The sequence below is a fragment of the uncultured Bradyrhizobium sp. genome, assembly GCF_936943645.1.
In the GTDB taxonomy this organism is placed as follows: Bacteria; Pseudomonadota; Alphaproteobacteria; order Rhizobiales; family Xanthobacteraceae; genus Bradyrhizobium.
In genome coordinates this window covers 1-18,121 of record NZ_CAKZJO010000049.1, presented here as the reverse complement: position 1 = coordinate 18,121, position 18,121 = coordinate 1, and the positions used below count along the sequence as shown (strand labels likewise).

The following is an 18,121-nucleotide window of genomic DNA, read 5'->3' as shown; positions in this document are numbered from 1 at the left end:
GGTCACATGCCGAGATAGGCCTTCCGCACGCGGTCGTCGGCGCGCAGCGTGGCGTTGTTGCCTTGAAGCACGACATGGCCGGCTTCGAGGACGTAGCCGTGATCGGCCGATTCCAGCGCCTCTGCGACGCGCTGCTCGACCAGCAGCATGGTCAGCCCGGACTGGCGCCGGATCTCGATCAGCCGCTCGAAGATGAAGTCCGCAGTCGAGGGCGCGAGGCCCATCGAGGGCTCGTCGAGCATCAACAGCTTCGGTGAGGAGGCGAGGCCGCGGCCGATCGCGAGCATCTGTTGCTGGCCGCCGGACATCGTGCCCGCGAACTGGTTGCGGCGCTCCTTCAGCACCGGCAGCCATTCGAAGATGCGCTCGATGTTGGCCTGCCAGTCGCGGCGGCCGCTCTCGGTCATCGCGCCCATTTCCAGGTTTTCCATCACGGTCAGGGACGGGAAGACCTGGCGTCCCTCCGGAACGTGGGCGATGCCGAGATGGGCGCGCTGTGGCGGCGGCACCGCGAGCAGGTCGACGCCGTCGAAAATGATCGTGCCGCCGCTCGGCTTGACGATGCCGGAGATGGTCTTGAACAGCGTGGTCTTGCCGGCCCCGTTGGGGCCGACGATCGCGACGAACTGGCCTGCACCGACGTCGATCGAGACGTCGTTCAGGACGGGCTTGGCCGAATAGCCCGCGCTCAATCCCTCAATTCGCAGCATGGCCCACCCACTTCTTGCCGAGATAGGCCTCGATCACGCGGCTGTCGCGCGTCACCACCTCGGGCAGGCCCTCGGTGATGACGGCGCCGTGGTCGAGCACGAGGAAGCTGTCGACCAGGCGGACCATGGCCTGCATGGTGTGCTCGATGATGGCGATGGTCATGCCGTCGCGCGCGAGCTGTTGGATCACGGCGACGACCTCGTCGGCTTCGCCGTGGCCGAGGCCCGCGAGCGTCTCGTCGAGCAGCAGGATGCGCGGCTGGCCGGCGATCGCGCGGGCCAGCTCCATCAGCCGCAGCTCCTTGGTGGAGAGCTCGCCGGCGACACGGTCGGCGACGGCGGAAAGCCCGACGCGGACGACCGCATCGGCCGCCATCTTGCGCGCCTCGTCGTCGGAGCGCGCCCGCACATAGGCGCCGACCACGACATTGTCGAGAATCGACATGCGCAGGAACGGCCGCATCACCTGGAAGGTGCGGCCGATGCCGGCCTCACAGATCACGTGAGGCCGCTGGCCCGACATGTTGCGGCCGTCGATCAGCACCTCGCCCTGACTCGGCTTCAGGAAGCCGTTGAGCAGATTGAACAGCGTGGTCTTGCCGGCGCCGTTGGGGCCGATGATGCCGAGGATCTCGTTCTTGTGCAGCTTGAAGCTGACGTCCTGCACGGCCTTGAGGCCGCCGAACGAACGCGAGAGGTTCTTCACCTCGAGCATGACTTCGCCCTTGGCGGCGCGCTGCCGCGCCGCGGGCTTCAGCGTCGTGACATTGGCGGCGGCTGCTTCCGGCGGAACGTCGGTCGTCGCCTTCGCGCTTCGCTTGCGCACGAGATCGCGCAGCTTCCAGAACAATCCTTCCGGCGCCATCAGGATGACGCAGACGATGGCAATGCCGAAGATCACACCCTGAATGCCGGGAATGCGTGCGCCGGCTTCGGCGTGCAGGATCTCGGCGAGGGGGATCAGGATCACCGAGCCGATCACCGGCCCCCACACCGTGCCGACGCCGCCGAACATCGCGACCGTCAGCGCCTGCGCCGACACCAGCATGCCGAACACCGATTGCGGCGTCACGACCAGCAGCACCTGTGCGTAGAACCCGCCGATGGCGGCTGCGATCGCCCCGCTCAGGGTGATCGCGCGCAGCTTCCAGGCCAGCGTGTTGATTCCGGCGGCCTCGGCCGCGGCTTCGTTCTGCTTGATCGCGAGCAGCGCCATGCCGAAGCGGGACCGCTCGATCATTTGCGTCAGCACGATGGTGGCGAGCATGATGGCGAGCCCCAGCAGGGTGTAGAAGCGGGGATCGGCGAATTGCATGTAGGCGATGGGCGCGTCGCGCTTGATCGGAAGCGTCACCTCCTGGAAGCCAAGCCACTCGAACACGTAGAGGATGGCGAGCGGGTAGGCGAGCATCGCCAGCGCGAAGTAATGGCCCTGCAGGCGGAAGGTCGGAAACCCGATCAGGAGCCCGGCGATGCCGCCGAGCATGGCCGCAACCGGGATCAGCAGCCAGGGCGAGATGTCGAAATAGATCTGGCCGAGCGCGGTCGCATAGGCGCCGATGCCGAAGAAGGCGGCGTGGCCGAACGAGATCAGGCCGGTATAGCCGCTGAGCAGATTCCAGGACAGCCCGAACACCGCCCACACCGGCACCAGCGTCAGGATGAGCTGGTAGTAGGAGTTGGTGACGCCGAGCGACACGACCGCATAGGCGAGCGTGAAGAGCAGGGGAGGCAGCAAGGATCGCATCCGCAACATGGTCATGTCCTCTCGACCATGCGCCCGAAGAAGCCTTGCGGACGGAAGAAGATGATGAGGAGGAAGACGGCGAAGATCGCCGCGTTCTGCAATTGCGTCGGCAGGATCAGCGTCGACATCTGCTGCACGAGGCCGATCGTCATGCCGCCCCAGAACGCGCCGATGATGCTGCCCATGCCGCCGAGCACGACGCCGGCATACATGACGATGACGTATTCGAGGCCGACGAAGGGGTGGAACGGGTAGTTGGTGGCGAGCAGCCCGCCGGCAATCGCCGTGATGCCGCAGCCGAGCGCGAAGGCGGTGCGGTGCGCGCGGTCGACGTCGATGCCCATATAGGTCGCGGCGGTCGGATTGTCCGCAGCGGCACGCAGCGATTTTCCGATCCGGGTGCGCGTGATCAGGAGCGAGAGCAGGATCATCATCACCAGCGAGACGACCGCGTCGATGCTGCGTGCCTTGTTGAGGAAGACGCTCATGTCGAAGAAGGGGCCGAGCTCCCAGGCCGAGCTCGACAGCGGCGTGCGGATCGAGGCCAGCACCGAGCCGAACACGATGAGGCCGCCGTTCTGCAGGATCAGCGCGATGCCGAGCGTGAGGATGAGCTGGGCGTAATGGCCTTCGCCTTCGAGCGAGGCGGTGCGCGTGCCTGATACGTGCGAGATCAGCGTCCGGTGCACGAAATAGCCGAACACGGCGAGCACGGGCCCGGCCAGCAGGATGGCGACGAACGGCCCGACTGTGTTGCCGAACACCGCCTGAACGCCGGCAGCGGTGAAGAGATAGAAGGCGGTGTACATGCCGAGCATCATGAAATCGCCATGGGCGAAGTTGATGACGCGCATGACGCCGAAGATCAGGCCGAGCCCGACGCACATCAGGCCGTAGACGGCGCCGATCAGAAGGCCCGCGGCGAGCGCTTGAAAGAATCCTTCCATCAGCCCTGCCTCCGCGCAGCCGGCGATTCTAGGCTGGTCTCCCAGTCGACCATGTTTCCCCCATACTCTCCGGCACTTCTTATGATGCCGATCGTAAAGCCCGTTCGGTTGCGTTCAGGCGGCACTGCGCGGCGATGTCGCCGGCATTGCCGAGCCGCTCGCAATCGTCGATGAGTTGCTCGAGCAGGCAGCCGCGGTCCGCACCGAGAACTGCGGCGGCCGCGCTGCGAAAGCGTGTGCGGATATCTGACGGCGTTGCCGCGACGACGTCGGGCAAAGTGTGCCGGATGGTCCGGCCGTCACGCAGCCGCACGGCCACCTCCGCACCCTGCTTGCCCGGGAAGGCGGCCGTGAAACTGGCATCGGCCTCGAGGTCGGTGACCGCGACGAGACGAATGATGTCGGCGTCGTCGAGCTCGGCGTAGTTGTCTTCCTCGATGTCCCCCCGGGCCAGCGTCGCCGCAACACTGAACGGAATGCTCATCTTGGCCTGGAGCGCGTTCCGATAGGGGCCCATGGAGTCGCAGCCGGGATAACGCACCGCGGCATCGGGCGCGCGGATGACCACGCGGTCGATCGCCTCGGTGCTGGCGAGCTCGTGCGAGACGCGAAGCGCCGCCTGGGCCGCTGTCTGCGCGAAATTGCAGGCGGGGACCGGCTTGTTGTAGACGGCCATGATCTCGCATTCGCCGTCCGGAAACAGCACGATGCTCTCGGGCGCCGCCTGGCGGCGGTAGGCGGCGAACAGGCCGGCTTCGCCTTCGAGGATCGTCTCCGAGCCGAACGCGCCGGCCGCGGCAAGGCCGATCGCCTTGATCGCGTTGCTGGCGGCAAAACCGGGATGGAAATACATGTCGGAGCCGCCGGCATGCGGCCATTCATTGAGCCCGCTTGAGGTGTTGGCCGCGATCGCGATGGCGCTGGTGGCCTGGTCCTCGGACAGCCCAAGCGCAAAGCTTCCCGCGAGCGCCGCGCCCGGAGGGGCCACGAGGCCGGTCGGGCGATAGAGGCGCGCGAGGTCGGAGGTCAGCAGCGCGCGGCCGATCCGCGCGCCGGTCTCGTAGCCGATGATGGCGGCCGCGAGCAGCCTGTCCCCGCGCAGCGGCGCCTGCTCCGACAGCGCGAGCAGCGCCGGCCAGATCACGACGCCGTGGTGCGCGATGCTGGCGGCGTGCATGTCTTCGCGCACGAGGCCATGCCCCATGACGGCATTGGCGAAGGCCGCATCAGCAGGCGAGGAGAGCTGCGACGTTCCGACGATCGTCGCACTGCCGCCGCCTTGCGCAATCGCGACCGCCTGGCGGCTCCAGGGATGATGGGCCGCCTCGAAGGCGCAGGACAGGAAGTCGAGCAAGCAGAGTTTTGCCTTTGCGACGACGTCAGGCCCGAAATCACCGAGATCGCGCGCAAGCACGCTCCGCGCCATCTGGCGCGCGAGCGATATCTTGCCTGATCCGGTCGGGCCGATCGTCATCGCGGGTCGCTCTCCCTGAACGTTCGTGCGCTTAGCCGCGCATCTCCACGCCCGCCCACTCCTCGAGCACTTTCGCGATCGAGGTGAAGTCGGACGAGGCGCCGTATTTGGCGTTGGTGATCGCAAGCATCTGCCGCACCACGGCGCCGCAGACCATCGGCACGCCCATGGCCTCGGCCTCGTCCACGCAGAGGCGGACGTCCTTGTAGGAGAGGCCGGTGGTGAAGCCGAAATCGAACGTGCCGGGCAGCACCGCGCGCGGGAATTTGTCCTCGGAGGCGCTGTTGCGGCCGCTCGAGGCGTTGATGATGTCGATCAGCACCTTGGCGTTGACGCCGCCCTTGACGCCCATGGCGACGGCTTCCGAGGTGATCACGAGGGCTGCGGCCGCCATCAGATTGTTGGCGAGCTTGGCGGTCTGCGCCACGCCGGGCTTGTCGCCGGTGTAGAACAGCTTGCCGAAGTTCTTCAGGATCGGCTGCACGGTCTCAAAGGTCGCCTGCGGGCACGAGACCATCACGGCCAGGGTGCCGTTGACCGCGCCCTTGATGCCGCCGCTCACGGGCGCATCGACCAGCGTCATGCCCTTGGCCTTCAGGCCTTCGGCGACGAGCTTTGCCGCGCCGGGCCCCGAGGTCGACAGGTCGACCACGATCTTCGCGCGATTGCCGCTGCTGATGCCGTCCTGGCCGAGCGTGACCGCCTTGACGATGTCGGGCGTCGGCAGACTGGCGAGCACGATGTCGGCGCGAGAGGCGACGTCGGCGGGCGATTTGCCGAGCAGCGCGCCGCGCTTGACGAGCGGTTGGGTGGCCTCGGCCTGCGTGTCATAGATGACGAGCGAATAGCCCGCGTCCATCAATCGTCCCGCCATGGGACCGCCCATGCGGCCCGTGCCGATCACGCCGAGCGTTTCTCCCGCCATCGTTCACTCCCTGTCGCGCGGTCCCGCAACGGGCGCGCCTTCTTGATCTTGTGGTCGTTGATCTCGTGTCGATCGCAGGCCGTGTCGGCCGCAATCGTCGCGGCGAGGGGAACCCGCGCCAGTAGTCGGGATTGTTATGATTGTCAGACAAGCTGTCAAGCATAACATTTGGGGTCGACAGTTTGCCGCGGATCGTCATAAGGTCCGAACAAACGAGGAAGACGCCCCGCGTGCCGCAAGACCCGATTCCAAGCGTGAGCAGGACGCTCGCCGACTTCGTCGCGGCGTCGTCATGGGCAGACATGCAGGCGCAGAGCCTCGAGGCGCGGCGCTCCATCCTCAATTTCTTTGCGACGGCGCTTCTCTCCGCGCGCGATCCGGTCGTGATGGCCGCGATGCGCACCTTGGCGCCGTTCAGCGGCGCCGCGACGTCGACGGTCATCGGCCATTCCGAACGCATGGATGCGATGTGCGCTGCGTTTCTCAATGCCGTCTCGGCGAACCTGCTCGACTTCGACGACACCCACCCCGATACGATCATTCACCCCGCGGCGCCCGTCGCCGCGGCCGTGCTGGCGCTGGCGGAGACGCGCAGGACGACGGGGCGCGAGGTGCTGACGGCCTTCATCCTCGGCGTGGATGTCGAGTGCCGGATCGGCAACGCGGTATCGCCGCGCCACTATGCGCGCGGCTGGCACATCACCTCGACCTGCGGGATTTTCGGCGCGGCGGCAGCGTGCGCGAAGCTGCTCGGCCTGCCGGCGGAGGGGATTGCGAACGCCATCGGAATTGCGGCGAGCCAGTCGGCCGGCAATGTCGAGAACCTGCCCAGTGCCGCCAAGAATGTCAGCGTCGGCAACGCGGCGCGGAACGGATTGTTCGCCGCGCTGCTGGCGCAGCAGGGCTTCGAGGCAGCCCCCCGCGCCATCGAAGGCCCGCTCGGCTGGGCCCGCACCATGGGAGCTGAACTCGATCACGCACGGCTGTTCGAAGGTCTCGGCGAGACCTGGGAGATTGCTGAGAATACCTACAAGCCATATCCGGCCGGCATCGTGTTCCATGCGGTGATCGATGCCGGTCTTCTGCTGCGCGAGCGGATCGCTGCACGCGTCGACCAGATCGAGCAGGTGATGGTGCAGGGCTCCGCCTTGCTGCTCGCCCGCGGCGACCGCCCCGTCAACAACGCGCGCGATGCGCGCGTCAGCATTCATCATTGCGCGGCGTGCGGCCTCTTGCTCGGCGCGGCCGGCGTGACCGAGTTCGAGCAGGAGACCGTGGTTCGGCCCGATATCGCGCGGCTGCGGCAGAAGGTGAGGGCGGAGCTCGACTGCGGAATGCCCGACGGCGCCGCGCGCGTCAGCTTGCGCCTGGTCTCCGGCGATGTGCTCACGGAAACCGTCACGTCGCCGCGCGGCAGCCAGGCTGCGCCGCTGTCGGACCGCGATATCGAAGCGAAGTTGCGCGACGGCATCCGCACAGGTCGCAGCGATTGGGATGCGGACCGCGTCATCGAGGCCGTCTGGCGGCTCGAGGCGGCGGATGATTTCGGCAATCTCCTGCAATCGCTGCGGCCGCCATTGGCCTCGCGCTGAACAACCGCCAACCAGCAACTCTCAAGACCTGAAAGGGACGATCATGAGCAAGACCGAACTGTTCGAAAAGGGCCTCAAGGTTCGTAAAGAGGTGCTCGGCGAGGACTATGTCAACAAGTCGATTGCGGGCGCCGACGAGTTCACGCGCACGATGGCGGAATGGTCGACCGAATTCTGCTGGGGCGCCTTGTGGACGCGGCCCGGCGTCGATCGACGCACACGCTCCATCGTCAATCTGGCGATGCTCGGCGCGCTGAACCGGCCGCACGAATTGAAGCTGCATGTCAAGGGCGCGCTGAAGAACGGGCTGACCAAGGAGGAGATCAAGGAGATCCTGCTCCAGGTCGCGGTCTATTGCGGCGTGCCCGCCGGCATCGACGCCTTCCGCAATGCGCGCGAGGCCTTCAACGAGGTCGACGCGGCCGGTTCCTGAGCGCCAGTCCAATGGCTGACCCCGACTACGAGCTCTTCGCCATCCGCTACGCGACGCGCGATGCGCAGCGGAGCGAGCACTTCATCGGCGGCGACCCGCATGACGGGCCGATGCCGATGGACTATTTCATGTGGCTGGCGCGGGGAGGCGGGCGCACCTTTGTCGTCGACACCGGATTCAACGCGGAGATTGCCCGGCAGCGCAGGCGGGAGTTCCTGCGCTGTCCAGTGGAGACGCTTCGCGCGTTCGATATCGACCCTGCCGAGGTCAAGGATGTGATCCTCACGCATCTGCACTACGACCATGCCGGCAATTTCGACCGGTTTCCGAACGCGCGGTTTCATCTCCAGGAGCGCGAGCTCGCCTATGCCACCGGCCGCTACATGCAATATCCGAGGCTGTCGCATTCCTTCGAGGTCGAGGACATCTGCGGCATCGTGCGGCTGAACTACGCCCGCCGGGTGCTGTTCTATGACGGCGATGCCGAGATCGCGCCCGGGCTGACGGTCCATGCGGCGGGCGGACATTCCGCCGGCCTGCAATTCGTCCGCGTCAACACCCGCCGCGGCCCTGTCGTGCTCGCCTCCGATGTCAGCCATTTCTACGAGAACATGGCCAGCGAGCGCCCGTTCACGACGGCGTTCCATGTCGGCGACATGCTGGTCGGCTTCGACAAGCTGCGCGCCGCAGCGCCTGACGCGGACCACATCGTTCCCGGCCATGATCCGCTGGTCATGAAGCTCTACCCCGCGCCATGCCCGGACCTCGATGGCATCGCGGTACGCCTCGACGTGCCGCCGGCCGCAATGCCGGCGTAGCCGCGCATGGCGAGTTCCGGATCTCTGGGTGCCGCTTTGGTTCGGAACCGAAGCCTTCGCCGCCGCATTCGCAATCGAGCGGGTGTGACGGTGGAGGACGATGAGGGACAGCGCCTCGGAAGCGGCCGGGATCAGGCAGGCCGTTCATCTCTGCATCGACATGCAGAACGTCTTCGCGCCCGGCGGCCATTTCCAGCAGCGCAGTTCGCGCTTCGTGCCAGTCCAAGCTGCGCCCTCGACTTTCGCAGATTTGCACTTTGGGCCGCTGACTAATTTAACTGAGGTTACGCCGCGACCGCTTTTGTGTCCTCGTCGTGCGATGACTTGCTGCGCGAGAGCGATGGATCCACTCGGGCGAGGCTGTCGCTTGCGCAAAATCGCGCAGCGTTAACTTATTGAAATGCTGGAACCGTCCGTGGCGGCGGAAGCTGCGAGCATTGTTGGGCGCTCGCTGCCCTTCCGTCCATTCCAAACCACGATGAAGGCCCCATGACCGCCAGACGCAACCGCAAGAAACAGACCCAGTCGCTCCAGGAGCGATTGGCCGCCTTTGCCGAAAGAGCCCGCGAGCGGGCACTCAGCCTGCCGCCCGGCCAGGAGCGTGAGCTGCTGCTGCGCCGTGCCAAGCAGAACGAAGTGACGTCGAACCTGACCGACTGGCTCAGTGCACCTGTCAGCCCGAGACGAGGCGAATGATCATGCCGAGCATCAAGCACTATCGCGCGTTCCAGATCGATCCGGACGGGCACGTGTTCGGGTGCGTCAACATCGTCTGTGACGATGACGAGCAGGCCAAGCGCAAAGCCGCCGCGCTCGTGCTGGTCCACCGCATCGAGCTGTGGCGGCTGGACCAGCGGATCGCCCGGTTCGATCTGCCGCAGGAAGTCGCTCGCCAGTAAGGGTTGAGGAACCGCGCGCAACGCCCCGGGTTGGTCGGACGAGACCGATTTTGCCGGGAGCCAGCATGACGGACGTCGAAATTCGCAAGGGGATGCCGCCCGTCAAGCTTTCGCGCGAGGCGTTCGAACGCCGTTACAAAGACCCACGACTGGATGAACGAGATCTACCCGCTCTGGGTTGCCGCTCACGGTATCCTGATCGTGACGCCGGTGAACTGATACAATGTGCCGTCCGGCCTCAAGGCGATGATGGACCGCATGGTCTGCGCCGATGGCGGCAATCCCGATCCGACCTCGACGCACGGCAAGAAGGCCGTTGAAGCCAAGGCGATGGAGCTGAAGGGCTGGCCCTATCCGCGCCATCTCGCCGGCCGTCATTTCAAATGACACCCTCGCGGTTCGATTGCCTGATCGTCGGCGGAGATCGTTCGCCGCAGGAACGAAGCGCGCTGCCCCGCCTTGGTTGAGCGGGGCGATGCGCAACAGGAGAGAACGGATGGCGCAATCGGAAGACATGACCCGCTGCATCGCGCTCTGCATGAGCTGCTACCAGACCTGCCTCGGCACCGCGATGAACCACTGCCTCGAGACCGGCGGCAAGCACGTCGAGCCAAAACACTTCCGCCTGATGATGGCCTGCGCCGAGATATGCCGGACGGCCGCGCATTTCATGCTGATCAACACCCCGCACCACCGGCATACCTGCGGCGAGTGCGCCGAAATCTGTACCGAATGCGCCGCGGACTGTGAACGCGTCGGCGGCATGGACGAATGCGTCGCCATGTGCCGCTCCTGCGCACAATCCTGCCGCGCGATGGCGGCCTGAAGGAGCAGCCCATGCTGGAAGAGAAACTCAAGCAAGCCATCGTCGGCGAGCTGCAGCGGCAGGCTGCCAACCGGCCGCAAGCGCTCAAGGTCGACGGCGCCAGGGATGCGGGCAGCTCGGAGGAGCTGACCGTCAATGGCAGGATCGACCTCGGCGCGCTGGTCATGGTGATCGCGGGATCGGTGGCGGGCGGGCCTTAGGCGCGATCGCTGCCCGTCGCGTCAGCCATATTCCTCACCGATGCCGTACTCCCGGTAGATCTCCAGCGGGTCGAGGTCGGGAAACAGGCGGCATTTGGCCTGGGCGAGATGCAGGCTCACCGCCGCCGGCTCCTTGCCGCTCGAGAGCATCTTGCGGATGTCGTCCATATGCGCGTTCGGCTGGTGCTTGGGTTCGAGCTGCTCCAGCGCGACCAGCGCGGTCGCGAGGGCCTCGGTCAGAACCCATTCGTCGTGGCCGGTGATTCCCTTCTTCGGCATCGGCAAGACCCCGGATGTGGCGGCACGGCGATAGTCTATCGCGACTTCCGCCAGATCGCCATTGAGCCGTTGCGGGTGCGCTGCGCGGGGGCAGGGCGAAGGCCGTCGTCCGGCTTGCATTATGGCGGCGTGTGGCTAAAAGGCGGCGACTTGCAGTATCTTTGTTGAAACAAAGTTGGCATAGACGGGCCTGCACGGCACCCCAGCCGGCCGTTCCGGTCTGGTTCCCCCGATCCCGCATGTCGCAACACGATCCCGGTTGCGCTCTCTCTCAAGGCTCGAGCCAGCATGGTTTTTCTCAGCTTCGTCTACCGCTTCTTCACCAACTTCGCGTTCATGGCGGTGGTCTATTTCAGCCTGAACTTCATGGAGAAATATCCGAACCGGGCGATCCTGGCGATCCTGGTGCTGGTCTATGCCGCGATGCGCGCGGTCTCGACGCTCCGCGCGTTCTACTTTTTCCAGAAGATCGAGAAGCTCGAAGCCGAGACGAGGCGCCTGCAGGGCCCGATCAACGACGGCTCCGGAGGCACGAACGCGCGCAAGCAGGTCGTCGCCGATGTCGCCCGGCTGCGGCGCGACGGCGAGCTCAAGTCCTACATGGACCTGTTCTTCCTCGCGCTGATCGTGCTGCTCTGCGTCGCCGCGATCATGCGGCAATAGGGGCTAAGCGCGCTTCTTCAGACTGGCGACGCGGGTCGGGCGCGGCGTACCGCTCTTGGCCTGCGCGGCATGCTTCGGTGCGGCCGGAGCCGCATGCGCGTGCCGAGCCTGGAGCCTGGCGGCCTTGCCCTTTGCGGTCTTGCCTCTGGTCGCATGCGGCGTCTCGGCCGCCATCGCCAGCCGCGTTGCGGAGCGCCGCGACAACGTCGTCGACAGCAGCACCTCAACCGAGCCTTCAGGGATCGCAAAGAGAGCGCTGCCGGGCACGGGCAGGGTGGATGCGATATCCATCTGGCCCTTGGTCCGGCGCGGCAGCAGCGGCTGATGCTCGGTCTGCGCATTGAGGTCGGCGAGCGAGGGCGCCGGAAGCGTCCTGGTCTGCGTGAACACGAAGTTCGGGACACGCGGCCAGCGCGCGATCGGCACGGTCTCGGTCGGCGGATGCAGCAGCCATTCCACCGGCGTGGTCGGCGTCGCCGGCCGGTCGGCGGTCGCCGGCACCACATGAACGATGCGATAGCCGCGCGCCTTCAGGTCGCGGATGATCTTCGGCAGCGCCGCCACCGTGCGGGCCTGGATGTCGTGCAGTAGCAGGATGCCCTTGCCCTTGGCCTCCAGGCGCTGGATCGCGAGCTGATAGACGCGGTCGGACGACACGTGGCGCCAATCGTCGGCCGGGAAGTCGGCGCTCCAGACCTGGATGCCGCGCGAGATCAGATAGTTCTCGACGCCCTCGGCGCGCATCAGGCCGGGAATGCGGAAGAACGGCGCGAGTTTTGACGGATCGGTCATCGCGGCCGAAGTCCACTCGATGCCGCCGTTGATCTCGGGCTCGAATTTCTCGATCCCCATCCGGTCGAAGGTCAGCGGATGGTTCATGCTGTGGGTGCCGACAGTGTGCCCCGCCGCCACCAGCTTGCGCACGCCCTCCGGGTTCGCCTTGGCCTGGCTGCCGATGATGAAGAAGGTCGCCTTGATGCACTCGTCGTCGAGCATCTTGAGGACCTGGTTGGAATATTTCGGCAAGGGACCGTCATCGAAGGTCAGGACGACTTCATGATCCTTCAGCGGCAGCGTCTCGCGGTACTGCATGGTGCCGATGCGCGGATGCTCGCGCGGATCGACCACGAGGGTGCGGGACGTCCCGAGCGCATCCGGATGGCCCGGACAGTCGGCCGCGCGCGCTGCCGGCGCTCCCAGGACCGAACATCCGAGGAAACCACCGAGGCAAAGGACGATCCACGATCGCGTCCGCAAAACAACGCTACTTCCGATCATGAACCCGGTCTGCCCTCATATGCGATTGCCGCCATAGTAGGTCGGAGACATCAGGAAACGGTTCAGGCGCCAAGGGCCTTTCCCGAGACAAAGTCCCCGTCCATTTGCAGGGCGTAGCATGAACAGAGTGTTAATAGGGCCCAAATCACCCCATTTTGGTCAGGCGTGACATTCCGGCATCAGCGCGCGTCGGCGTTCTTCTGTGACGTGCCCGACGGTACGATGTGGACGATCCGGTAGCCGTTCTCGCGCAAATAGCGCAGGAAGGCCGGCATGATCGCGGCGGTGCGGGCCTTGGGGTCGTGGAAGAGGACGATGCCCTTGCCGCTGGCCGCGAGGCGCTCGGTGACGAGCTTCAGCTCCTGCTCCGGCGTCATCTCGTTCCAGTCGCTGGCCCACAGATCGGCCCCGAACACGACGATGCCGCGCGACTGGAGCAGATCGAGCTCGGCCTGGGTGGCCTCGAAATAGGGGAAGCGGAAGAACGGCGTCGAGGGCGTCGTGGTTGAGACCCCGTGCAGCGCCGTCTCGACCGCCGAAATGCCGCGGTCGATCTCGCTCCTGGCCTTCTCGAACGGGATCCGTGCCATGAACGGATGCGAGAAGGTGTGGTGGCCGATGGTGTGGCCTTCGCGGGCGATGCGCTTGACCATGTCGGGATACTGGGAGGCGTGCAGGCCGATCAGGAAGAAGGTCGCGCGCACGCATTCCTGTGCCAGCGCCGCCAGCACCTTCGAGGTCGTCGGCGGATAAGGCCCGTCGTCGAAGGTCAGCACGACCTCGCGATCGGCGAGCGGCAGCGTCTGCGGAAAGCTCTTCAGGCCGACGCGCGGCGTGGTCCTGGCATCGACGCTCAGCACGCGGAAGGTGCCGAGCGCGTCCTTGCGTGGACACTCGGCGGCATCGGTCGAGGCGATGCCGGCAAGGGCCGCAAGCACCGCGCCCAGCGACATCGAGGTCCACCTCAGTCGAAGCATCTTTGTCATTGCGCTTGGAGTCGCCTTGTGGGTATTGCCTGAACCATCAGCCCAGACCACTCGTTCCAACCTGTCAAACGGCGAGGCGCACCATGGATGAACATATGGACGGCGCCCCGACCGCTGCGGATTCGGTACTCGACCACGTGCCGATGCGCAATGAAGACGGCGAAATCAGGCATGAATTCGTCGAGGAGATCGCGCATGCGATCGAGGCCGGCGACAGCGCATCGCTGCGCGCCTGCGTCGCCGAGCTGCACGAGGCCGATCTCGGCGATCTCATCGGCGCTCTCGAGCCCGACGACCGTGTCCGCCTGGTCGAGCTGACCGGGACCGACTTCGACTTCTCCGCGCTGAACGAGGTCGACGAGGGCGTCCGCGAGGAGATCCTGGACGAGCTGCCGCCGGAGACGGTCGCCGAGGGCGTCCGCGAGCTCGAATCCGACGACGCGGTCGAACTGCTGGAGACCCTCGACCAGGCCGAGCAGGAGGAGATCCTCGAGAAGCTGCCGCTGCGCGAACGCGTCGCGCTCGAGCGCAGCCTGCTGTATCCCGAGAATTCCGCGGGCCGCCGGATGCAGACCGAGTTCATCGCGGTGCCCCAGGATTTCACCGTGGGGCAGGCGATCGACTACATGCGGGAGACGCCGGATCTGCCCGACCGCTTCTACGAGATCTACGTCGTCGACAAGGACCAGCACTGGCAGGGCGCGGTCCCGCTCGACGTGCTGCTGCGCGCGCGTCGGCCGGTGGCGCTGACTGAGCTGACCGACGAGGACCGCCGCCGCGTCTCCGTCCTGGAGGACCAGGAAGAGGTCGCGCGCATGTTCGGCAAGTACAATCTGGTCGCAGCCCCGGTGCTCGACACCCAGGACCGCCTGGTCGGCGTCATCACCGTCGACGACGTCGTCGACGTCATCGAGGAGGAGGCGGATGAGTACCTCAAGGCGCTCGGCGGCGTCACCAGCGACGAAGAGCTGTCGGATACCTTCCTGACCATTGCGCGCGGCCGGTTCAACTGGCTGCTGGTCAATCTCGCCACCGCCTTCCTGGCATCCTCCGTGCTCGGCCTGTTCGAGGGCCAGCTCGAGAAGATGGTCGCGCTCGCTGTGCTGGCGCCGATCGTGGCGAGCCAGGGCGGCAACGCCGCAACCCAGACCATGACGGTGGCGGTGCGGGCGCTGGCGACGCGCGAGCTCGGCTCCTCCAACGCCTGGCGCGTGGTGATGCGCGAGGCGCTGGTCGGTCTCGTCAACGGGCTCGCCTTCGCGGTGATCACGGGCATCGCGGCGGTGGCCTGGTTCAAGATCCCGGGCCTCGGCATCGTCATCGGGCTCGCGATCATCTGCAACCTCGTCGCCGGCGCGCTCGGCGGCATCCTGATCCCGATGGCGCTGGAGCGCGTCCGGGCCGATCCGGCGGTGGCGTCGGGGACGTTCGTGACGACGGTGACGGATGTGGTCGGGTTCTTCTCCTTCCTCGGCATCGCCACGCTGTGGTTCGGGTTGAGGTAGGGGGCGGTCTCTCCCCGTCATTGCGAGGAGCTCTTGCGACGAAGCAATCCAGACTGTCTCCGCGGAGGCAGTCTGGATTGCTTCGCTGCGCTCGCAATGACGGGGTGGGCAGCGGCGCCCTCGCTCTGTGTCCCGGGCGCGCTGCAACGCTCTTCGCGTTGCTGCGCAGAACCGGGACCCGGCACGCGGCATACTCCGCGGCCAGATGGGCCCCGGCTCAACAGCGCACGACGCCGCAAACGCGGCGCGATGCGCTGCGTCCGGGGCACGAGACCGTCATCTTTAATCCGACCTTAAGCGACCTGCCGCATCATCGCCCACGCTTGGGGGACTGGACATGCGGTTGCGGCTGAAGGCGGACGGGCGGGTCGTTGAGTTGCGGGACGGACAGGAATTTCCGGTCCAGCCGTCTGCGGTCGAGCCCACGGCCACTGTCGCGACCGGCGAGACCTCATCGCTCGCGGTGCGCGATCTGCGCCGCCGCGCCTGCCTGACCCAGATGGAGTTCGCGGCAAAACTCGGCGTTCCCGTCGAGACCATCCGCAACTGGGAACAGGGCAAGCGGGCTCCGCGGGGACCGGCCCGCGCACTGCTCGCGGTGATCGCACATGCCCCGGATACCGTGTTCCAGGCGCTCGCCAAAGCCTGATGCCTCAAGGGCCGGACGTCGCGCGCCGACGCGGCCGGACGCGAACCTCCCGTTAGCACTGCGCCAAATATCCCGGCCGAACTGCCGCCGCCTCCGTTGGCAGCGTCAGGGGCCGGGTCCATAATGAGGCCTGATGACGTCAGGGGCTGCCGCAACGGAAGAGGAGTCCTCATGCTGTTCGTCGAGGCCAATGGCGCAAGAATTCCGGCGATCGGGCTCGGGACCTGGGAGCTGAGCGGAAGGCCCGCCGCGCGTGTGGTCGAGCAGGCGCTGCGGCTCGGCTACCGCCACATCGATACCGCGCAGGTCTACGACAATGAGCGCGAGATCGGCGACGGCCTGCGTTCCTCGGGCGTGCGCCGCGACGACGTGTTCCTCACCACCAAGGTCTGGACCAACCATTTCGCGCCCCATGATCTCGAGCGCTCGGTCAAGGAGAGCCTGGCGCGCTTGCGGCTTCCATCCGTCGATCTCTTGCTGCTGCACTGGCCCAACTCGCACGTGCCGCTGGCGGAAACGCTGGGCGCGTTGTCGCGTGCGAAGACGATGGGGCTGACCCGCCACATCGGCGTCTCCAATTTCACGGTGGCGCTGCTCGAGCAGGCGGTGGCGCTGTCGCCGGAGCCGCTCGTCTGCAACCAGGTCGAATATCATCCTTATCTCGACCAGGCGAAGGTGAGGGCGGCCTGCGACCAGCATGGCCTTGCCCTCGTCGCCTACAGCCCGATCGCCAAGGGGCGCATCAAGACCGACCAGACGCTGGCCGAGATCGGGCGCGCCCACCACAAATCGCCGGCCCAAATCTGCCTGCGCTGGCTGGTGCAACAGAATGTCGCTGCGATCCCGCGCACCTCGCGCATCGAGCGGCTGTCCGAAAACATCGAGATCTTCGATTTCGAGCTGTCGGCGGACGAGATGAACCAGATCGCCGCGCTCGCCAATCCGAAGGGCCGTCTGACCGATTTCGGCTTCGCCCCGAAATGGGATTGAGGGGAGACCGCGGTATGCTAACAGCAGGGCGGCAATCCAAGATCAGGCGATGGAACTGCGGACCTTCATACGGACGGACATTGCAGCCTCGGTGCTCGCGCATCTGACGCTGGTGGCGCTGATCATCGTGATCGGCGAAGTCCATCCGTTTCGCAGCCAGCAGCCGGAGACAGTGACGGTCGATATCGTCACGCCGGAGCAGGTGAAGCAGGAGGAGGCCAAGGCAGAAGAGAAAGCCCAGGAGGAGGCCAAGGAAAAACCCAAGGAAAAGCCCAAGGAGAAGCCGCCGGAGCCCGAGCTGAAGCTGCCGAAGCTTGATTTCACCGACAAGGCAGAGCCGGCCCCAAAGCCGGCGGACAAGCCGCAGGCTTCGCCGCCAGCATCACAGCAACCGGCGCAACAGAAGCAGCCACAGCCCGCGCAGACGCCGCAGCCGCGCGAGGCCAACGCGCAGCCGCAACAACCTCCACCGCAACAGCCGCCGCAACAACAGCCGCCGCCGCAGCAGCCTCAGCCGATGCAGCAACCGCCACCTCAGGCGATGCCGCAGCCACCGCAGCCGCAGGCACAGCAACCGCCGCCTCAGTCCGCTCCGCCGCCTGCCTATCAGGCGCCGCAGCCTGACGTCACCGTCAAATACGGCGTCATGCTGGGCCTGCCGCCTGAATTGCCGGCGCCGCTGCCGAAGGACGCTCCCAAGGACGATGGCGGCGACGCCAAGGATTCGATCGGAGCCAAGCTGCCGCCCGAGATCGTCGCCGAGTTGCGCCGTCATTTGCGGAGCTGCGCGAAGTTGCCCGCCGGACTGAGCCCTGCCGACAACGTTCACATCAAGCTGCGCACGGTGTTCGCGACCGACGGCACGCTGGCGCGCGAGCCGATCCTGATCGAGGCCCCGCCGTCGGCAAAGGGCGTGGCGCTCATGAAGTCCGCGATGAGCGCGATCCAGAACTGCCAGCCCTACAAGATGCTGCCGCCCAATCTGTACGAGGAATGGAAGATCATGGATCTGCCGTTCAGCCCGCGGGATTTCGGAGGCTAGCTCCGGATGACGGAATGGGCGTCGCCCTGTGTCGGCCTCTGTCAATCCACGCGCGCAAGAATATTCCACTTTACCGAAATTCGGTTTTGGCGTATGTGTGGGCCATCCCGGCTCACCAAGAGGGGCGATCTCGAGGTCGTCTTGATCGCGAGCCGGGC

The 18,121-nt window shown here is 66.2% G+C and carries 20 protein-coding genes and 1 pseudogene; 13 read left to right on the top strand and 8 right to left on the bottom strand.

Translation table 11 applies throughout. The features are described 5' to 3' along the window. Window positions 1-2: 2 nt before the first annotated feature. The 5 genes from Q0743_RS08020 to Q0743_RS08000 form a co-directional block, all read right to left on the bottom strand. Complete coding sequence (locus Q0743_RS08020) at window positions 3-710, bottom strand: ABC transporter ATP-binding protein (protein ID WP_298241023.1); 708 nt, start codon at window positions 708-710, stop codon at window positions 3-5. Next, window positions 697-2,472, bottom strand: coding sequence for an ATP-binding cassette domain-containing protein (locus Q0743_RS08015; protein ID WP_367184862.1), 1,776 nt, complete (start codon window positions 2,470-2,472; stop codon window positions 697-699). The genes Q0743_RS08020 and Q0743_RS08015 overlap by 14 nt, the downstream gene beginning before the upstream one ends. After that, complete coding sequence (locus Q0743_RS08010) at window positions 2,469-3,404, bottom strand: branched-chain amino acid ABC transporter permease (protein WP_298241022.1); 936 nt, start codon at window positions 3,402-3,404, stop codon at window positions 2,469-2,471. The genes Q0743_RS08015 and Q0743_RS08010 overlap by 4 nt, the downstream gene beginning before the upstream one ends. A 79-nt stretch (window positions 3,405-3,483) precedes the next feature. Further along, window positions 3,484-4,878, bottom strand: a complete 1,395-nt coding sequence (locus tag Q0743_RS08005; RefSeq protein ID WP_298241021.1) for an MmgE/PrpD family protein — start codon at window positions 4,876-4,878, stop codon at window positions 3,484-3,486. A 31-nt stretch (window positions 4,879-4,909) separates the two neighbouring features. After that, complete coding sequence (locus Q0743_RS08000; RefSeq protein WP_298241020.1) at window positions 4,910-5,803, bottom strand: NAD(P)-dependent oxidoreductase; 894 nt, start codon at window positions 5,801-5,803, stop codon at window positions 4,910-4,912. Between the two features lie 254 nt (window positions 5,804-6,057). Between Q0743_RS08000 and Q0743_RS07995 the strand changes: the two genes are divergently transcribed. From Q0743_RS07995 to Q0743_RS07960, 8 genes and pseudogenes are all read left to right on the top strand, one after another. Then, complete coding sequence (locus Q0743_RS07995) at window positions 6,058-7,395, top strand: MmgE/PrpD family protein (RefSeq protein ID WP_298241019.1); 1,338 nt, start codon at window positions 6,058-6,060, stop codon at window positions 7,393-7,395. Between the two features lie 43 nt (window positions 7,396-7,438). Beyond that, complete coding sequence (locus Q0743_RS07990) at window positions 7,439-7,828, top strand: carboxymuconolactone decarboxylase family protein (protein ID WP_008557256.1); 390 nt, start codon at window positions 7,439-7,441, stop codon at window positions 7,826-7,828. A gap of 11 nt (window positions 7,829-7,839) precedes the next feature. Next, window positions 7,840-8,646, top strand: coding sequence for an N-acyl homoserine lactonase family protein (locus Q0743_RS07985; protein WP_298241018.1), 807 nt, complete (start codon window positions 7,840-7,842; stop codon window positions 8,644-8,646). A gap of 489 nt (window positions 8,647-9,135) precedes the next feature. Then, window positions 9,136-9,342: a hypothetical protein gene (locus Q0743_RS07980; RefSeq protein WP_298241017.1), complete on the top strand. Its 207-nt coding sequence runs from the start codon at window positions 9,136-9,138 to the stop codon at window positions 9,340-9,342. 2 nt (window positions 9,343-9,344) lie between these two features. Then, entirely contained in the window at window positions 9,345-9,545 is a 201-nt protein-coding gene (locus Q0743_RS07975; protein WP_298241016.1) for a hypothetical protein, read from the top strand. Window positions 9,546-9,668: 123 nt separating this feature from the next. Next, window positions 9,669-9,926: pseudogene (locus Q0743_RS07970) on the top strand (NAD(P)H-dependent oxidoreductase); the annotation flags it as partial. A 115-nt stretch (window positions 9,927-10,041) separates the two neighbouring features. Further along, entirely contained in the window at window positions 10,042-10,371 is a 330-nt protein-coding gene (locus tag Q0743_RS07965; protein WP_298241015.1) for a four-helix bundle copper-binding protein, read from the top strand. Window positions 10,372-10,382: 11 nt separating this feature from the next. Further along, window positions 10,383-10,571, top strand: a complete 189-nt coding sequence (locus Q0743_RS07960) for a hypothetical protein (RefSeq protein ID WP_298241014.1) — start codon at window positions 10,383-10,385, stop codon at window positions 10,569-10,571. A gap of 21 nt (window positions 10,572-10,592) precedes the next feature. On the opposite strand, the gene Q0743_RS07955 is transcribed toward Q0743_RS07960, so the two are convergent. Then, a complete protein-coding gene (locus Q0743_RS07955; protein ID WP_174719081.1) occupies window positions 10,593-10,850 on the bottom strand; it encodes a hypothetical protein in 258 nt (85 codons plus the stop codon). 288 nt (window positions 10,851-11,138) lie between these two features. On the opposite strand from Q0743_RS07955, the gene Q0743_RS07950 reads away from it, so the two are divergent. Next, on the top strand, window positions 11,139-11,513 hold the full coding sequence (locus Q0743_RS07950; protein WP_298241013.1) for a hypothetical protein: 375 nt from the start codon (window positions 11,139-11,141) through the stop codon (window positions 11,511-11,513). A 3-nt stretch (window positions 11,514-11,516) separates the two neighbouring features. Here Q0743_RS07950 and Q0743_RS07945 read toward each other — a convergent pair whose 3' ends face one another. Then, the gene (locus tag Q0743_RS07945; RefSeq protein ID WP_298241012.1) at window positions 11,517-12,791 is read right to left on the bottom strand and encodes a polysaccharide deacetylase family protein; all 1,275 of its coding nucleotides are present in this window, start codon (window positions 12,789-12,791) and stop codon (window positions 11,517-11,519) included. A gap of 179 nt (window positions 12,792-12,970) precedes the next feature. After that, window positions 12,971-13,744 carry a polysaccharide deacetylase family protein gene (locus tag Q0743_RS07940; protein WP_298241162.1) on the bottom strand — a complete coding sequence of 258 codons (774 nt, stop codon included), beginning with the start codon at window positions 13,742-13,744 and terminating at the stop codon, window positions 12,971-12,973. Window positions 13,745-13,860: 116 nt separating this feature from the next. Between Q0743_RS07940 and mgtE the strand changes: the two genes are divergently transcribed. From mgtE to Q0743_RS07920, 4 genes are all read left to right on the top strand, one after another. Further along, window positions 13,861-15,282 (top strand): magnesium transporter, encoded by a 1,422-nt coding sequence (gene mgtE / locus Q0743_RS07935; protein ID WP_298241011.1) that lies wholly within the window; start codon window positions 13,861-13,863, stop codon window positions 15,280-15,282. Between the two features lie 337 nt (window positions 15,283-15,619). Then, a complete protein-coding gene (locus tag Q0743_RS07930; protein ID WP_298241010.1) occupies window positions 15,620-15,931 on the top strand; it encodes a helix-turn-helix domain-containing protein in 312 nt (103 codons plus the stop codon). A 171-nt stretch (window positions 15,932-16,102) separates the two neighbouring features. Then, window positions 16,103-16,921 carry an aldo/keto reductase gene (locus Q0743_RS07925; protein WP_298241009.1) on the top strand — a complete coding sequence of 273 codons (819 nt, stop codon included), beginning with the start codon at window positions 16,103-16,105 and terminating at the stop codon, window positions 16,919-16,921. A gap of 49 nt (window positions 16,922-16,970) precedes the next feature. Then, window positions 16,971-17,963 carry a hypothetical protein gene (locus Q0743_RS07920; RefSeq protein WP_298241008.1) on the top strand — a complete coding sequence of 331 codons (993 nt, stop codon included), beginning with the start codon at window positions 16,971-16,973 and terminating at the stop codon, window positions 17,961-17,963. Window positions 17,964-18,121: the final 158 nt, after the last annotated feature.

Bases quoted from the DNA above. Each gene is read 5' to 3' on its own strand.
- Q0743_RS07920 (WP_298241008.1), top strand. From the start codon at position 16,971: ATGGAACTGCGGACCTTCATACGGACGGACATTGCAGCCTCGGTGCTC.
- Q0743_RS07945 (WP_298241012.1), bottom strand. From the start codon at position 12,791: ATGATCGGAAGTAGCGTTGTTTTGCGGACGCGATCGTGGATCGTCCTT.
- Q0743_RS07965 (WP_298241015.1), top strand. From the start codon at position 10,042: ATGGCGCAATCGGAAGACATGACCCGCTGCATCGCGCTCTGCATGAGC.
- Q0743_RS08010 (WP_298241022.1), bottom strand. From the start codon at position 3,404: ATGGAAGGATTCTTTCAAGCGCTCGCCGCGGGCCTTCTGATCGGCGCC.
- Q0743_RS08020 (WP_298241023.1), bottom strand. From the start codon at position 710: ATGCTGCGAATTGAGGGATTGAGCGCGGGCTATTCGGCCAAGCCCGTC.
- mgtE (WP_298241011.1), top strand. From the start codon at position 13,861: ATGGATGAACATATGGACGGCGCCCCGACCGCTGCGGATTCGGTACTC.
- Q0743_RS07980 (WP_298241017.1), top strand. From the start codon at position 9,136: ATGACCGCCAGACGCAACCGCAAGAAACAGACCCAGTCGCTCCAGGAG.
- Q0743_RS07950 (WP_298241013.1), top strand. From the start codon at position 11,139: ATGGTTTTTCTCAGCTTCGTCTACCGCTTCTTCACCAACTTCGCGTTC.
- Q0743_RS07960 (WP_298241014.1), top strand. From the start codon at position 10,383: ATGCTGGAAGAGAAACTCAAGCAAGCCATCGTCGGCGAGCTGCAGCGG.
- Q0743_RS07925 (WP_298241009.1), top strand. From the start codon at position 16,103: ATGCTGTTCGTCGAGGCCAATGGCGCAAGAATTCCGGCGATCGGGCTC.
- Q0743_RS07990 (WP_008557256.1), top strand. From the start codon at position 7,439: ATGAGCAAGACCGAACTGTTCGAAAAGGGCCTCAAGGTTCGTAAAGAG.
- Q0743_RS08000 (WP_298241020.1), bottom strand. From the start codon at position 5,803: ATGGCGGGAGAAACGCTCGGCGTGATCGGCACGGGCCGCATGGGCGGT.
- Q0743_RS07940 (WP_298241162.1), bottom strand. From the start codon at position 13,744: ATGTCGCTGGGCGCGGTGCTTGCGGCCCTTGCCGGCATCGCCTCGACC.
- Q0743_RS08015 (WP_367184862.1), bottom strand. From the start codon at position 2,472: ATGACCATGTTGCGGATGCGATCCTTGCTGCCTCCCCTGCTCTTCACG.
- Q0743_RS07985 (WP_298241018.1), top strand. From the start codon at position 7,840: ATGGCTGACCCCGACTACGAGCTCTTCGCCATCCGCTACGCGACGCGC.
- Q0743_RS07955 (WP_174719081.1), bottom strand. From the start codon at position 10,850: ATGCCGAAGAAGGGAATCACCGGCCACGACGAATGGGTTCTGACCGAG.
- Q0743_RS07975 (WP_298241016.1), top strand. From the start codon at position 9,345: ATGCCGAGCATCAAGCACTATCGCGCGTTCCAGATCGATCCGGACGGG.
- Q0743_RS08005 (WP_298241021.1), bottom strand. From the start codon at position 4,878: ATGACGATCGGCCCGACCGGATCAGGCAAGATATCGCTCGCGCGCCAG.
- Q0743_RS07930 (WP_298241010.1), top strand. From the start codon at position 15,620: ATGCGGTTGCGGCTGAAGGCGGACGGGCGGGTCGTTGAGTTGCGGGAC.